The sequence below is a fragment of the Streptomyces tamarix genome, assembly GCF_032423885.1.
Lineage (GTDB): Bacteria > Actinomycetota > Actinomycetes > Streptomycetales > Streptomycetaceae > Streptomyces > Streptomyces tamarix.
The window spans coordinates 22,622-36,900 of sequence record NZ_JAWCTQ010000002.1 but is presented as its reverse complement, the minus strand read 5'-3'; the positions used below and the strand labels follow the sequence as shown (position 1 = coordinate 36,900).

The 14,279-nt window shown below is 72.5% G+C and carries 13 protein-coding genes; 7 read left to right on the top strand and 6 right to left on the bottom strand.

The features are described from left to right. The 5 genes from RND61_RS02220 (at position 1) to RND61_RS02200 (ending at position 4,157) form a co-directional block, all read left to right on the top strand. The gene (locus RND61_RS02220) at positions 1–807 is read left to right on the top strand and encodes a type III pantothenate kinase (protein WP_315875913.1); all 807 of its coding nucleotides are present in this window, start codon (positions 1–3) and stop codon (positions 805–807) included. 479 nt (positions 808–1,286) lie between these two features. Continuing rightward, positions 1,287–1,475, top strand: a complete 189-nt coding sequence (locus RND61_RS02215; protein WP_315875912.1) for a hypothetical protein — start codon at positions 1,287–1,289, stop codon at positions 1,473–1,475. Positions 1,476–1,579: 104 nt separating this feature from the next. Beyond that, complete coding sequence (locus RND61_RS02210) at positions 1,580–2,125, top strand: BlaI/MecI/CopY family transcriptional regulator (RefSeq protein ID WP_315875911.1); 546 nt, start codon at positions 1,580–1,582, stop codon at positions 2,123–2,125. A gap of 976 nt (positions 2,126–3,101) precedes the next feature. Then, positions 3,102–3,677, top strand: coding sequence for an amino-acid N-acetyltransferase (locus tag RND61_RS02205; protein WP_315875910.1), 576 nt, complete (start codon positions 3,102–3,104; stop codon positions 3,675–3,677). A 144-nt stretch (positions 3,678–3,821) separates the two neighbouring features. Further along, on the top strand, positions 3,822–4,157 hold the full coding sequence (locus RND61_RS02200; RefSeq protein WP_189537823.1) for a histone-like nucleoid-structuring protein Lsr2: 336 nt from the start codon (positions 3,822–3,824) through the stop codon (positions 4,155–4,157). 145 nt (positions 4,158–4,302) lie between these two features. On the opposite strand, the gene RND61_RS02195 is transcribed toward RND61_RS02200, so the two are convergent. After that, entirely contained in the window at positions 4,303–4,896 is a 594-nt protein-coding gene (locus RND61_RS02195; RefSeq protein ID WP_315875909.1) for an SCO3374 family protein, read from the bottom strand. A 430-nt stretch (positions 4,897–5,326) separates the two neighbouring features. Between RND61_RS02195 and RND61_RS02190 the strand changes: the two genes are divergently transcribed. After that, the gene (locus RND61_RS02190; protein WP_315875908.1) at positions 5,327–7,852 is read left to right on the top strand and encodes an ATP-dependent Clp protease ATP-binding subunit; all 2,526 of its coding nucleotides are present in this window, start codon (positions 5,327–5,329) and stop codon (positions 7,850–7,852) included. Between the two features lie 91 nt (positions 7,853–7,943). On the opposite strand, the gene dacB is transcribed toward RND61_RS02190, so the two are convergent. After that, the gene (dacB, locus tag RND61_RS02185; RefSeq protein WP_315875907.1) at positions 7,944–9,560 is read right to left on the bottom strand and encodes a D-alanyl-D-alanine carboxypeptidase/D-alanyl-D-alanine endopeptidase; all 1,617 of its coding nucleotides are present in this window, start codon (positions 9,558–9,560) and stop codon (positions 7,944–7,946) included. A 440-nt stretch (positions 9,561–10,000) separates the two neighbouring features. Between dacB and RND61_RS02180 the strand changes: the two genes are divergently transcribed. Beyond that, positions 10,001–10,693, top strand: coding sequence for a M23 family metallopeptidase (locus RND61_RS02180; RefSeq protein WP_315875906.1), 693 nt, complete (start codon positions 10,001–10,003; stop codon positions 10,691–10,693). Positions 10,694–10,743: 50 nt separating this feature from the next. On the opposite strand, the gene cseC is transcribed toward RND61_RS02180, so the two are convergent. The 4 genes from cseC to RND61_RS02160 are packed head-to-tail and all read right to left on the bottom strand — an operon-like array spanning position 10,744 to position 14,088. Continuing rightward, a complete protein-coding gene (gene cseC / locus RND61_RS02175; protein WP_315875905.1) occupies positions 10,744–12,072 on the bottom strand; it encodes a two-component system sensor histidine kinase CseC in 1,329 nt (442 codons plus the stop codon). A 6-nt stretch (positions 12,073–12,078) separates the two neighbouring features. Beyond that, entirely contained in the window at positions 12,079–12,777 is a 699-nt protein-coding gene (gene cseB, locus RND61_RS02170; protein WP_315875904.1) for a two-component system response regulator CseB, read from the bottom strand. Positions 12,778–12,796: 19 nt separating this feature from the next. Next, positions 12,797–13,498 carry a hypothetical protein gene (locus RND61_RS02165; RefSeq protein WP_391652692.1) on the bottom strand — a complete coding sequence of 234 codons (702 nt, stop codon included), beginning with the start codon at positions 13,496–13,498 and terminating at the stop codon, positions 12,797–12,799. Continuing rightward, a complete protein-coding gene (locus RND61_RS02160; RefSeq protein WP_315875903.1) occupies positions 13,486–14,088 on the bottom strand; it encodes a SigE family RNA polymerase sigma factor in 603 nt (200 codons plus the stop codon). Before RND61_RS02160 ends, RND61_RS02165 begins: the two co-directional genes overlap by 13 nt. Positions 14,089–14,279: the final 191 nt, after the last annotated feature.

Sequence of the window (14,279 nt, the reverse complement as noted above, 5' to 3'; positions counted from 1 at the left end):
ATGCTCCTCACCATCGACGTCGGCAACACCCACACCGTCCTCGGCCTCTTCGACGGCGAGGAGATCGTCGAGCACTGGCGGATCTCCACGGACGCCCGCCGCACCGCCGACGAGCTGGCGGTGGTCCTCCAGGGCCTGATGGGCATGCACCCGCTGCTCGGCGACGAGCTGGGCGACGGCATCGAGGGCATCGCGATCTGCTCCACGGTCCCGTCCGTGCTGCACGAGCTGCGCGAGGTGACCCGGCGCTACTACGGCGACGTGCCCGCGGTCCTCGTCGAGCCCGGGATCAAGACGGGGGTGCCGGTCCTGACCGACAACCCCAAGGAGGTCGGCGCCGACCGGATCGTCAACTCGGCGGCGGCCGTCGAGCTGTACGGCGGCCCGGCGATCGTCGTCGACTTCGGTACGGCGACGACGTTCGACGCGGTCAGCGCACGCGGCGAGTACGTGGGCGGGGTGATCGCCCCCGGCATCGAGATCTCCGTCGAGGCGCTCGGCGTCCGGGGCGCCCAACTCCGCAAGATCGAGGTGACGCGGCCGCGCGGAGTGATCGGCAAGAACACGGTCGAGGCGATGCAGTCGGGCATCGTGTACGGCTTCGCCGGCCAGGTCGACGGGGTCGTCCACCGCATGCGGCAGGAGCTGGTCGGCCCGGACGGCGACCCCTCCGACGTGACGGTCATCGCGACGGGCGGGCTGGCGCCGATGGTGTTGGGCGAGGCGAAGCTGATCGACGAGCACGAGCCGTGGCTGACGCTGATCGGGCTCCGCCTCGTGTACGAGCGGAACGTCTCCCGCATGTGACGGCTCCGGACGCGGCGGTTCCGGAGTGGGGCCGGGGCGGGGCCGGGGGCTGAACGCGCCCGGCCCCGCTCCTGCACGATGTTTGTCCTATACGCACGTATTGTCGTCACCATGCCCACGCCCCACGGAACACGAGACGGCCTGGCGCTCGGCGCGGACGAACCGCGTGTGCCGCGACGCGCCCCGCACCCGACCCCGCTCGACGGCGAGGACGCCCGGGACGAGAGCCTCCGGGACGGGAGTCTCCGGGACGAGAGCGCCCAGGAGGGCAGCCTCCGGGGCCGTCCGCGCCCCGCCGGCGCCGCCGGAGACGCGCCGGAGGAGCCGAAGGGGCCGAAGGGGCCGCGGTCGCCCGAGCCGCTCGGCCCCGCGCCCGCAGGGCGTCCGGTGCCCAAGCCGTCCGAGGTCTTCCCGCCGCGACGCCGCCCGGCCCCGCCCCCGTCGGGGGAACGGGCCGCCGGGTAGCTAGGCTGGATGCCATGGACTACGTATCCGCGCTCCTTCCGCCCGTGGTGATGGCCGTCTTCTTCACCGCGATCGTGGTGACGATCGTCAAGAGCCAGGGCGGCCCGAACAAGTCCAAGGAGGACGCCGCCGTCGACGCGGCGCTCGCGCGCGCCGAGGCCGGGCGCCGTCCCGACGGCGCGCCGGAGCCCGGCAAGGGGTGACCCTCCGAAGGCCGCTTTGAGGACGTACGACGTGATTCACGTCGTACGTCCTTTTTGTTACGTCAATAGCTGTTCGTTCAGGGAACTCCCACTATGGTGGCGGTGTGCCCCGTCAATTGGGAGAGCTTGAAGACGCCGTCATGACGCGCGTCTGGCAATGGAACCGTCCGGTCACCGTCCGGGAAGTCCTGGAGGATCTCCAACGGGAGCGGTCCATCGCCTACACCACGGTCATGACCGTGCTGGACAATCTCCACCAGAAGGGCTGGGTGCGGAGGGAAGTCGTCGGCCGGGCCTATCGATATACGGCGGTGTCCACGCGCGCGGCGTACTCGGCCGCACTGATGAACGAAGCCTGGTCGCGGAGCGACAACCCGGCCGCCGCACTCGTCGCCTTCTTCGGCATGATGTCGTCCGAGCAGCGGGAAGCACTCAGCGACGCGATCCGCATCGTCCAGCGCGACACTCCGGAAGGAACAGCCGAAGGGCCGGAAGGCGCCGGGCCGCAGGAACGTGAAACTCCCGGAAAAGCTTCCCCCGCCGCGCCGGGAGAACCCCCGAATGCGTCGGCGGAAGACGCTGCTCCGGACGACGGCACTCCACCCGCGGGCGAAAGCGCAGAGCGAGGTACAGGCCAAGGCCGCCCCTGAAGCGCCGTAGGGCCCAGCGGCCCGCAAAGCGGCGCCGAACGCCCCGCGGAAAGCCCGGCGGACGGATTCGGCGGTACGACTCCGCAAAGCACCCCCCAAGGCGCCGCTTCACCAACCGGAGAAACCCCGCAGGCCACCCCCCGGAACCCCCGGGCCCACCCCGACCGGGCCCAGCGCCGCGCCGAGCCACCCACCGGCGGCGAACCCCCGCCCAACCCGCCCCCAGGAGCACGCCCCGCTTCCCGGGAGCCCGCCCGCAGAAGCCTGCCCCACACCGCCCCGCCCTCCCGGAAGTCCGTCCCGCACCAGGCCCGGTCCCCCAGGAGCCCGCCCTGCACGAGTCCGTCCCGCACCAGGGCCCGGTCCCCAGGAATCCGCCTCCAAAGGCGCGCCCCGCTTCCCGGGAATCCGCCCGCAGAAGCCCGCCCCGAGCACCCCGGAGACCGGCGGCCTCACCGCCGTTCCGGGCATCCCGCCTGGTCTCGGCGCCCCACCCGGCAGGCACCCGGACGGACGCCTGCCAGGCGCCCCGGCACCCCACCCGGTACGGCCCACCGCCCGCCCGGCCCGGCACTCCACCCGGTACGACCCCGGCCCACCGCCCGGCCCCCACCCCGTTCCGCCCGTCCCCTCCGCCGACACCGCACAAGGCGCCCAGCCCGACATCCCCACCGGCCCCGGCCCCCAGTACGGAGCTCCCACAGGCCCGGCTCCCGCCCGGAGCTCCCACCGGTCCCGGCGCTCGCCCCCACCGGCCCCGGCCCCAGGCCAGCCCCCCACCGGAGGCGCCACCGCCCCCGCCTCCCCACCACCCCTGCTCCCTCACCACTCTCACCTCCCGCCACTGCCGCTCCCTCACCACCCCCGACCCCACCTCACCCCCGCCATCCCGCTGCCTCCGCCACCCCCCCACCGGGGACTCCGCCCGCGAGGGCGGCGACGGATCGGGGGGCGCGGGGCGGTAGCGTTCGCAGCCATGTCGTCCACGTCATCCGCCTCCGCCGCCCCGACCCCGCCCTCCGCGCAGCCCTCGGGGAGCGGCCGGGCGAAAGCCGTCACCGTCCGCCGCGCGCGGACCGGTGACGTCCCGGCCGTACGCCGCCTCGTCGACCCGTACGTCACCCGGGGCATCCTTCTCGACAAAGCGACCGTGACGCTTTACGAGGACATCCAGGAGTTCTGGGTCGCCGAACGGGACGAGGACGCCACCGTCGTGGGTTGCGGCGCACTCCATGTGATGTGGGAAGATCTCGCCGAAGTCCGCACCCTCGCCGTCGACCCCGACTTCAAGGGCGCAGGCGTCGGCCATCAGGTGCTGGACAAGCTGCTGCACACCGCCCGCTGGCTCGGAGTGCGCCGGGTATTCTGCCTCACCTTCGAAGTGGACTTCTTCGCCAAGCACGGCTTCGTCGAGATCGGTGAGACGCCCGTCGACGGAGATGTCTACAGCGAGCTCCTGCGTTCCTATGACGAGGGTGTCGCCGAGTTCCTCGGCCTCGAACGGGTGAAGCCGAACACCTTGGGCAACAGTCGGATGCTTCTGCACCTGTGACCGCCCCCGCGAGCACGATCCCTATGTCCGAATCGCGTATGTTTCCCGCGTTCTCGTGGTTCTGAACCTGTCCCAAGGGTTTGTGTTTTCCAGAGAAAAGCGGTTTCCTTTCCGCGTACTGCATTTTCGATGAAAGGAAATCCGGTGGCACAGAAGGTTCAGGTCCTTCTTGTCGATGACCTCGACGGCGGCGAGGCGGACGAGACCGTGACGTTCGCTCTGGACGGCAAGACCTACGAGATCGACCTCACCACCGCCAACGCGGACAAGCTGCGTTCCCTGCTCGAGCCGTACACCAAGAGCGGTCGGCGCACCGGCGGCCGTACCGCGGGTGGCCGCGGCAAGGGCCGTGCCGCCGCGGGTGGTAGCCCGGACACCGCGAAGATCCGCGCGTGGGCGAAGGAGAACGGCTACAACGTGAACGACCGCGGTCGCGTGCCGGCCGAGATCAAGCAGGCGTACGAGGACGCCAACCGCTGAGCGGCGGCCTCCTGACGCCCGGCCCACGCCCGTCCCGGCGTCCACACCGGACGCGCCGGGCACACCGGACGCACCAGGCGTGCCAGGAGCACCGGCGCACCGGGCACTCCGGACCCCCCGGGGCGCCCCGGACGCGCCGGCGCCCTCACCGCCGGGCCGCGCCCCGGCCCCGGGCGCGGGTACCGGCGGCCAGCAGCCGGACCCGGTGGCACTCCGCCGCCGCCACGGCGACGAGCCGCACGAGCCCGTAACCGCCCGGAGGCCCCGCGCACCCCGCGACCCCCGGGAGGCCCGCGAGCGTGGCCTCCACCGCGCGCCCCGGCCGGGGCGGTCGCAGCCACACGGCGGCACCGGGCGTGCCGGGCGCGTCCCACCCAGGGGGAGTGGGAGCGGTCATCCGGCCGCCCCTGCCCCACGCGGCCAGGTCCAGGTCGACCCCGCCCCACTCGAGCCAGTCGAGGAGGCCGGGGAGCTCCTCGGCGGTCCCCGCGGCCACGAGGACGCGCACCCGACGCCCGGAGGCCGCGACGGGCCAGTCGCCGCGCACCCGCCGCAGCACGGCGAGCCCGGCGGTGGCGGGCAGGTCCAGGACGTCGAAGCGGAGCCCGGTCGGCAGCCCCACCGGCGGCCCGTCGGCCGTGGCCCAGCCCAGCTCGTCCTCGTACCACCGCGCGACGGCCGCCCCCGTCGGGCGGCGCCCGCCGGGCGGCGCGTGGGGGACGGGGAGGGTGGCGGCCATGCCGGGGGAACTTCCGACGGCCACCGGAAGTTACGCACCGTGGAGGGGTGGTCGCTTTCCGTGTGTGATCCGGTGGTACGCGGGGGCGTTCCGCAGCGCAAGGATGTTCGCCCGTAGCTGAGGCACGGGGGGTGCGCCGCATGGACTGTCCCTGCTTGCGGGTAAGACATCCCTAGTGGGGAGGGGCGACACGCGGGCGCGGACGTCTCACGTTCGCCATCGGCGTACTGCCGGTGAGGGTATCTGCCTGGCCTGCGGGAACATCGTCTCGCACCATCGGGTTGGAGCAGTTGTCGGCGTTCGGGGTCAGGAGGCCATCGACGGGTGTCGGCAGTTGGAATGAGCGGTCCCCGCTTGCGGGACTAAGCTGCGGAAGGACAGGGAGGGGACCGACCCCTTACTGCCTGACCGCTCTGAGGAGCGATTAACGATGTTCGAGAGGTTCACCGACCGCGCGCGGCGGGTTGTCGTCCTGGCTCAGGAAGAAGCCCGGATGCTCAACCACAACTACATCGGCACCGAGCACATCCTCCTGGGCCTGATCCACGAGGGTGAGGGTGTCGCCGCTAAGGCCCTGGAGAGCCTCGGGATTTCGCTCGAGGCGGTCCGCCAGCAGGTGGAGGAGATCATCGGCCAGGGCCAGCAGGCCCCGTCCGGGCACATCCCCTTCACGCCCCGTGCCAAGAAGGTGCTGGAGCTGTCGCTCCGCGAGGCCCTTCAGCTCGGCCACAACTACATCGGCACCGAGCACATCCTGCTCGGCCTGATCCGCGAGGGCGAGGGCGTCGCCGCCCAGGTCCTCGTGAAGCTGGGCGCCGATCTCAACCGGGTGCGGCAGCAGGTCATCCAGTTGCTCTCCGGTTACTCCGGGGGCAAGGAGGCCGCCACCGCCGGCGGTCCCGCCGAGGGCACGCCCTCGACGTCCCTGGTCCTCGACCAGTTCGGCCGGAACCTCACCCAGGCGGCCCGCGAGTCCAAGCTCGACCCGGTCATCGGGCGCGAGAAGGAGATCGAGCGGGTCATGCAGGTGCTGTCCCGCCGTACGAAGAACAACCCGGTCCTCATCGGCGAGCCCGGCGTCGGCAAGACGGCGGTCGTCGAGGGCCTGGCGCAGGCCATCGTCAAGGGCGAGGTCCCCGAGACCCTCAAGGACAAGCACCTCTACACCCTGGACCTCGGCGCGCTGGTCGCCGGCTCCCGGTACCGCGGTGACTTCGAGGAGCGCCTGAAGAAGGTCCTCAAGGAGATCCGCACGCGCGGCGACATCATCCTGTTCATCGACGAGCTCCACACCCTGGTGGGTGCGGGTGCCGCCGAGGGCGCCATCGACGCCGCGTCCATCCTGAAGCCGATGCTCGCCCGCGGCGAGCTCCAGACCATCGGCGCCACCACGCTCGACGAGTACCGCAAGTACCTGGAGAAGGACGCCGCGCTGGAGCGCCGCTTCCAGCCGATCCAGGTCGCGGAGCCGTCGCTGCCGCACACGATCGAGATCCTCAAGGGCCTGCGCGACCGGTACGAGGCGCACCACCGCGTCTCCATCACGGACGAGGCGCTCGTCCAGGCGGCCACGCTGGCCGACCGGTACATCTCGGACCGCTTCCTGCCGGACAAGGCGATCGACCTGATCGACGAGGCCGGCTCCCGGATGCGCATCCGCCGGATGACCGCGCCGCCGGACCTCCGCGAGTTCGACGAGAAGATCGCCTCCGTCCGCCGGGACAAGGAGTCCGCGATCGACGCGCAGGACTTCGAGAAGGCCGCGTCCCTCCGCGACAAGGAGAAGCAGCTCCTGGCCGCCAAGGCCAAGCGGGAGAAGGAGTGGAAGGCCGGCGACATGGACGTCGTCGCCGAGGTCGACGGCGAGCTGATCGCCGAGGTCCTCGCCACCGCCACCGGCATCCCGGTCTTCAAGCTGACGGAGGAGGAGTCCTCCCGTCTGCTCCGCATGGAGGACGAGCTCCACAAGCGCGTCATCGGCCAGAAGGACGCCATCAGGGCCCTGTCGCAGGCCATCCGCCGTACGCGGGCCGGCCTCAAGGACCCGAAGCGCCCCGGCGGCTCGTTCATCTTCGCCGGCCCGTCCGGCGTCGGTAAGACCGAGCTGTCCAAGACGCTCGCCGAGTTCCTCTTCGGCGACGAGGACGCGATGATCTCGCTCGACATGTCGGAGTTCAGCGAGAAGCACACGGTCTCCCGCCTCTTCGGCTCCCCGCCCGGATACGTGGGCTACGAGGAGGGCGGCCAGCTCACCGAGAAGGTGCGCCGCAAGCCGTTCTCCGTCGTCCTCTTCGACGAGGTCGAGAAGGCCCACCCCGACATCTTCAACTCCCTGCTCCAGATCCTGGAGGACGGTCGCCTGACCGACTCCCAGGGTCGGGTCGTGGACTTCAAGAACACGGTCATCATCATGACGACCAACCTCGGGACCCGGGACATCTCGAAGGGCTTCAACCTGGGCTTCGCCGCCCAGGGCGACGTCAAGACGGGCTACGACCGGATGAAGGCGAAGGTCAACGAGGAGCTGAAGCAGCACTTCCGCCCCGAGTTCCTGAACCGCGTCGACGACACGGTCGTCTTCCACCAGCTCAGCCAGGAAGACATCATCCAGATCGTCGACCTGATGGTCGCCAAGGTGGACGAGCGCCTGAAGGACCGCGACATGGGCATCGAGCTCAGCGGTGACGCGAAGATCCTCCTGGCGAAGAAGGGCTACGACCCGGTGCTGGGTGCCCGTCCGCTCCGCCGGACGATCCAGCGCGAGATCGAGGACGTGCTGTCGGAGAAGATCCTCTTCGGCGAGCTGCGGTCCGGTCACATCGTGGTCGTGGACACCGAGGGCGAGGGTGAGGAGAAGAAGTTCACCTTCCGCGGCGAGGAGAAGGCGGCCCTGCCGGACGCGCCGCCGATCGAGGCGGCCGGCGGCGCCGGACCGAACCTGTCCAAGGACGCCTGACGCGCGGCGGCGCCACGCCGCGGCTCGTGACCGAGGGGCCCGCCCCGGACCGTGACAACGGTCCGGGGCGGGCCCTTTCGCGTGCCGCGCGTCAGCAGAGCGCCTCGGGCTTCCGCCAGCTGCATTCGAGCGGGGCCGCCGGCGCGGCCGAGCGGCGTTCGGCACGCGGCCGTACCGGCCCGGCGATCGTGCCCGCCGCCGTGTCCGAGGAGGCGAGGGTCACCACGACGGCGTCCTCGATGTCCTTCACCGACGACGCCAGGTGGTTGTTGAGGACCACGCTGTAGACGAGGCGGCGGCCGGCCGCGTCCGTGACGTACCCGGAGAGGGCCGAGGCGCCGGTCAGGGTGCCGGTCTTGCCGCGGGCGTTCAGGGCCGCCGGGGTGTCGCACATGCGGCGCCGCAGCGTGCCGCCGACCGCGCGGTCCGGGCCGCAGGCCACGGGCAGCGAGGCGTACCAGTCGGCGTACCAGGGGGCGTCCTGGACGGCGAGGAGCAGCCCGGCGAGCTGGTCGGCCGGGAAGAGGTTCATCCGGGACAGGCCCGAACCGTCGACCTGGCGCAGCCGGGCCGTGTCGACGCCCTCCTCCGCCAGGTACGCCCCGACGGCGGCGAGGCCGGCCTCCCAGCTACCGCTGCCCGAGACCTCGTACCCGACGGCCTTGGTGAGCGCCTCGGCGTGCATGTTGTTGGAGAGCTTCATGAACGGGTGCATCAGCTCCCTGAGCGGCATGGACTCGTGCGCCGCCACCTGCCTGGCCGACGCGGGGGTCCTCAGCCCGAGCCGGGTGGGGCCCTCGACGCGCACGCCGTGGGCGGCCAGCGCGTCCGCGAAGACGGCGGTCGCGTACCCGGTCGGCTCGTCGACGGTGATCCACTCCTTGGTGGGGGAGGCCCCGGCCGGGATCTCGCCGCTGATCACGAGGGTGTTGGTGCCGTGGGCGCGCTCGATGGTGAGCGTGTCCGGGCGGCCGGTGCCGACGGTGGTGGCGCGGTTGTCGACGCGGACGTAGTCGTTGCGCGGGGTGAGGGTGACCGCGGGGCGCTGCCCCGGGGTGGTGGCGGCGGCCTCGACGATGACGGTGCCGGAGTCGTAGTCCGTGTCCGGGGCGAGGGTGAGCGCGGAGATCTGCGCGGAGTAGTACGACGACTCGTCGTCCGCGGCCCAGGAGCGGCCCAGCCGGTTCGTGTCGAAGCGGGTGTCGTCGGCGACGAGGCGGCCGGTGACCCGGCGGATGCCGGCGGCGGCCACGCGCGCGGCGAGCCGGTCGTAGTCGGCGGCGAGCGTGGTGGGGTCGCCGGTGCCGCGCAGATAGAGGTCGCCGTGGAGCGCGTCGGCCTGCCGGCGGCCGGTGGCCAGCACCTCCGTGCGGAACCGGTGGTCGGGGCCGAGGAGGGCCATGGCCGCCACGGACGTGGGGATCTTGGTGTTGGAGGCCGGGATGAGGCGGTCGCCGCCGTCGCGCTGGTACAGGGTGGCGCCGGTCGCGGCGTCGGCGACGACCACCCCGGCGGCGCCCCCGTCGAGGCGGGGGTCGGTGAGGATCTCGTCGAGGGCGCCCTTGAGGCCGGTGTCGGACGGCCCGGCGCCGGCGGGCGCGCCGGCCAGGCCCTGGGCGGTCCAGGCGAGGAGCGCGGCGAGGCCGAGCGCGGTGGCGCGGGCGGCCAGGGACTTGCGCGTCTGTGTGGTGCGCGTCACGGGTCTCATGGCCAGAGGATCCCGGAGCGGGGGCCGCTCAGGAAGAAGGCGGTCCCGTTCCGGGTGACGATACGCACAGGGCAATTCCGACTTACTAGGTGGAATAGTGCGCCGTTACTCATATCGATCTTCCCTCGGGGTGGTTGTCGGGAGGGCGTGCGGCGCGAGAACCCGGCGTGCGCGGGCGGCGTGTGCGCGGGTGCGGGGTGGCAGGGCCCGCCTGCCTTGGAGATGCGCAGAGAATGCCCTTTTTGGGTGCATATCCCAAAGGTGGTGGCGAAATGCTCCGGGGCGTCAAGTGTCCGCGTCACACTGGGGACGCTACGACCTTATGTCGTAGAAACGGCGTTTGAGACATCTCGGGAGAAGCCGGTACCAAGGATGACCGAAGCCCGGCGCGTCGCTCGTGCCGGGCCCGTCCTTTCCCCTCACCCGGAGGTTCACCCCGTATGTCGCAGCGCGCCAACCACCCCGCCCGTAACGCCGTCGTCGCCCTCGCTGCCGCCGGCATGGGAGTCGCCACGGTGTTCGGAGCAGGTGCGTCGGCCGTCGCGGCCGAGGCCCAGGCCCCGCTCGCCATGGACACCGCGGCCGCCGTCGCCGCCCAGGCCCAGGCGCAGGCCCAGGCCGCCGCCAAGGCCGCCCAGACGAAGGCCGTCAAGGCCGCCGCGGTCAAGGCCATCGCCCAGAAGCCCGCCGTCACGAAGAAGGCCACCAAGGCCGTCGGCTGGATCAAGCCCGTCACCGGCTACACCCTGACCGCCAGCTTCAACCAGGGCGGTTCCATGTGGTCGCACAAGCACTCCGGCCAGGACTTCGCCGTCCCGGTCGGCACCCCGGTGAAGGCCGCCCACGGCGGCACCGTCGTCAAGGCCGGCCCCAACGGCGGCGGCGACGGCCCGGCGTACGGCAACGCCATCGTGATCAAGCACAGCAACGGCACGTACTCGCAGTACGCCCACCTCTCGAAGATCAACGTGTCGATCGGTTCGAAGGTGAAGACCGGCCAGCTCATCGCCCGGTCCGGCAACACCGGCAACTCGTCCGGCCCGCACCTGCACTTCGAGATCCGCACGACGCCGAACTACGGCTCCGCGGTCAACCCGGCGGCGTTCCTGCGCGCCGAGGGCGTCGTCATCTGATGCCCCCCGGGGCGCCCCGCGGCGCCCCCGCCGTCCCCGACGGCTCCGGTTCAGTCCCCCTCCGGGAAGTGGACCACCGGGAAACTCCCCGTGTTCGTCGGAGCGTGCTCCGGCAGCCACAACACCGCGACGGCACCGCCCACCCCCGGGGCGGTGCCGTGCGGCGTCGCGGCGTTGCGGAAGGTGAGCCGGGCGCCCAGCACCCGCGCCTGACCCGCCGCGATGGTCAGCCCCAGCCCGTGGCCGGCGCCCGCGCGGCCCCGGTCGCTGGCACCCGTGCGGAACCGGCTCGGCCCCTCGCGCAGCAGCGCCTCGGGGAACCCGGGCCCGTGGTCCCGCACCCGCACCACCCGGCCCTCGACGGTCACCTCGACCGGCGGCTTGCCGTACTTGGCGGCGTTGGTCAGCAGATTGCCGAGGATGCGCTCCAGGCGGCGCGGATCGGTGCTCACCCACGACTCGTGCACCACCCGCACCACCGCGTCCGGGTTCAGCAGGGCCACCCGGCGGCCGACGAACTCGCCGAGCGCGATCTCCTGGAGCTCGGCCCGCTCCGACGCGCTGTCCAGCCGGGCGACCTCCAGTACGTCCTCGACCAGGGTCCGCATCGCCCGCGCCCGGTCCCGCACCAGCTCGGTCGGCCGGCCGGGGGGAAGCAGTTCGGCGGCGGTCAGCAGCCCGGTGACCGGGGTGCGCAGCTCGTGCGCGATGTCCGCGGTGACCCGCCGCTCCGCCTCGATCCGCTCGTGCAGGGCGTCCGTCAGGGCGTCCACGGCACGCGCCAGCTCGTCCGTCTCGTCCCGTACGAGCCCGCCGATCGCGTCCCGCACCCGCACGTCCGTGTTGCCCTGCGCGACCTTCCCGGCGGCGGTGGCCGCCTTTCGCAGCCGCCGCGACAACTGGCCGCCGATCAGCACGCCGAGCGCCGACCCGGCGAGCACCACCGACACCGAACCGACGACCAGCGCCTCGTCGAGCCGCCTCATCACCGTCGCGCTGCGGTCCGCGAACGGGGTGCGCAGCGACAGCACGTCGCCGTTGCCCAGCGGCACCGCCGCCCACACGTCCGGCGCGCCGTCCGCGTGCTCCTCCACGTACGTACCGCGGTGCTTGCGCGCCGCCAGCCGGACCAGCTCCCGGGGCAGGGCGGGGTCGTTCAGCTCGGTGCCGAACCGCGGCTCCTTCGGCTTGGACGCCTCGTACACGCGCTGCGCGAAGATCAGCCGCTCCATCTGCACCTCGCGCGCGTTGTCGAGCATCGACACCCGGGCGGCGTTGTGGACGACGAGGCTGAGCGCGACCGCGACCAGGGCGCCCACGGCGGCGATCGCGACGGAGATCTTCCACCGCACGCCGGTCCGCAGCGCGGGCTGTTTCATCGGGCGTCAGGCCTTGAGCTTGTATCCGAAGCCGCGGACCGTCTCGATCCGGTCCTGGCCGATCTTGGCGCGCAGCCGCTGCACGTGGACGTCCACGACGCGCGTGTCACCGCCCCAGCCGTAGTCCCAGACCCGCTCCAGCAGCTTGTCCCGCGACAGGACCGTGCCCGGCGCGGACGAGAACTCCAGCAGCAGCCGCATCTCCGTCGGCGTCAGCGCGACCGGCGTGCCGCCCCTGCGGACCTCCATGCCCTCCGTGTCGACCGCCAGGTCCCCGAAGGCCAGCAGCCCGCGCTCGCCGCGCCCGCCCCGGTCACCGGCGTCCGCGCCCCCCGCGTTCTCGAAGCGGCGCAGCACGGCGCGGATGCGGGCCATCAGCACGGCCCCGTCGAACGGCTTGGTGACGTAGTCGTCGGCGCCCGCCTCCAGGCCCAGCACCACGTCGATCGAGTCCGCGCGCGCGGACAGCATGATCACCGGCACGGTCGACTCGTCCCGGATGCGGCGGCACAGGCTCACCCCGTCCATGCCGGGCAGCATCACGTCCAGCAGCGCGATGTCCGGCTGCCGCGACCGGAACGCCTCCAGGCCGGACAGCCCGTCCGGCATCGCCGTGACCGCGAAGCCGTCCCGCTCCAGGGCCAGCTGCGTGGCCTCCCGGATGACGTCGTCGTCCTCGACGAACAGGACGTGCGTCTCCGCCATACCGCGCCCTCCCGCGCCCTCAGTCCCCGCTCGGCGCGGTCGGTGCGGGACCGCTGATGTCCCCGCCCTCGACCGCCTTGCTGTACTCGTTGCGCACCGCGTAGTGCTCGGTGAACCGGTCCGACGTCCACCGGTACGTGATCACGTCCTCGCCGGACGGGTAGGCGATCGGGTCGCCCTCCGCGTACACCTGCTTGGTGACCACCAGGTCGCCCCGGTCGATCTCCGAGTAGACGGCGGGCTCCTCCAGCGCGAACACGTTCTCGTACCGCCGGCCTTGCATCCGGTACACGTACGTGCCGACGCCCACCGCGTCACCGCACGTCAGCACGTTGACGACGACGTCCGCCGCCCCGCTCCCCGTGAGGTTCCCGTACGAGGTGTCGACCGGGTAGGCGTCGGGGCCGCACGGCTTGAGGTCCCGCTTCACCTGGTCCCCGACCTTCGGGTCGCCCTTCAGCAGCGCGACCGCGTCGACCCGCCGGAACGGCGACGGCGCCGACGCGGCCGGCGTGGGCCGACTGGAGGGGACGCCCTGGTCGGTGGGGGCGGGGCCCTCGTCGCGCGGACCGGTGCCGCCGGTGGAGCAGCCGGTCGCGAGCAGCCCGAGCAGGCCGACGGCGGCGAGCCCGGCCACCGCCGTCCTCCCCGCCGCTCCACCGCTCCCGGGGGCCGGCGGCTCCGCGCCGCCGCCCCCGTGCCCGCCGCTCAGGCCGCGCACCGCTCCTGCTCCCGTCCATGACGACGTCCGTCCACCACCCGCGCACCGCGCTCCGCACGCCGGGCCCGGTCCCCGCCCCGGTCCAGGGCGCGGGCGACGGCCTCCCGGCTCTCCAGCTCCTGGCGGAGACGGGCGAGCGCGCGGTGCAGCGTGCTCTTCACCGTACCGGTCGACATGCCGAGCGCCGCGGCGGTCTCCTCGGTGCTCATCTGCTCCCAGTGGCGCAGGACGACGACGCTGCGCTGCTTCGGCGCCAGCACCTTCAGCACGTCCATCAGCAGGGCCCGGTCGGCGTGCTGCTCGGTCGCGTCGTCGACGGACGCGTCGGGGAGCTGCTCGGTGGGCACCTCCTCCAGCTTGCGGGCGCGCCACCACTCCGTCCGGGTGTTGATCATGACACGGCGCAGGTAGGCGTCGGCGAGCGCCTTGTCGGCTATGCCGTCCCAGCGGCCGTACGTGCGGGCGAGGGCGGTCTGCAGCAGGTCCTGCGCGTCGACCGGGTCCGGTACGAGCCGCCGGGCGCTGCGCAGGAGGGCGTCCTGCCGTACGCGTACGTACTCCTCGAATTCGAGCACCTCGCCGTGCGACATCCCGAACCGCCTCCGTTTCCCCGTGACAAGCCGTGGTCCCCGCAGCGCCTCCGGCCACTTCGGCCGGTGTCCCGCGCTGACACCCGAGAAGCTACGGAGCGCTTGTCACGGCACTGTCCGGGCCACCCTTCGGCGGACGCACGGCTGCCCATCGGTTGTGTAACAGCGGCTCCGCCGCAGCGGCCCGGGAG

Coding starts and splice junctions, on each gene's coding strand:
- cseB (WP_315875904.1), bottom strand. CDS start 12,777: ATGGCGGAGACGCACGTCCTGTTCGTCGAGGACGACGACGTCATCCGG.
- RND61_RS02160 (WP_315875903.1), bottom strand. CDS start 14,088: ATGTCGCACGGCGAGGTGCTCGAATTCGAGGAGTACGTACGCGTACGG.
- RND61_RS02190 (WP_315875908.1), top strand. CDS start 5,327: ATGTTCGAGAGGTTCACCGACCGCGCGCGGCGGGTTGTCGTCCTGGCT.
- RND61_RS02215 (WP_315875912.1), top strand. CDS start 1,287: ATGGACTACGTATCCGCGCTCCTTCCGCCCGTGGTGATGGCCGTCTTC.
- cseC (WP_315875905.1), bottom strand. CDS start 12,072: ATGAAACAGCCCGCGCTGCGGACCGGCGTGCGGTGGAAGATCTCCGTC.
- RND61_RS02195 (WP_315875909.1), bottom strand. CDS start 4,896: ATGGCCGCCACCCTCCCCGTCCCCCACGCGCCGCCCGGCGGGCGCCGC.
- RND61_RS02205 (WP_315875910.1), top strand. CDS start 3,102: ATGTCGTCCACGTCATCCGCCTCCGCCGCCCCGACCCCGCCCTCCGCG.
- dacB (WP_315875907.1), bottom strand. CDS start 9,560: ATGAGACCCGTGACGCGCACCACACAGACGCGCAAGTCCCTGGCCGCC.
- RND61_RS02180 (WP_315875906.1), top strand. CDS start 10,001: ATGTCGCAGCGCGCCAACCACCCCGCCCGTAACGCCGTCGTCGCCCTC.
- RND61_RS02220 (WP_315875913.1), top strand. CDS start 1: ATGCTCCTCACCATCGACGTCGGCAACACCCACACCGTCCTCGGCCTC.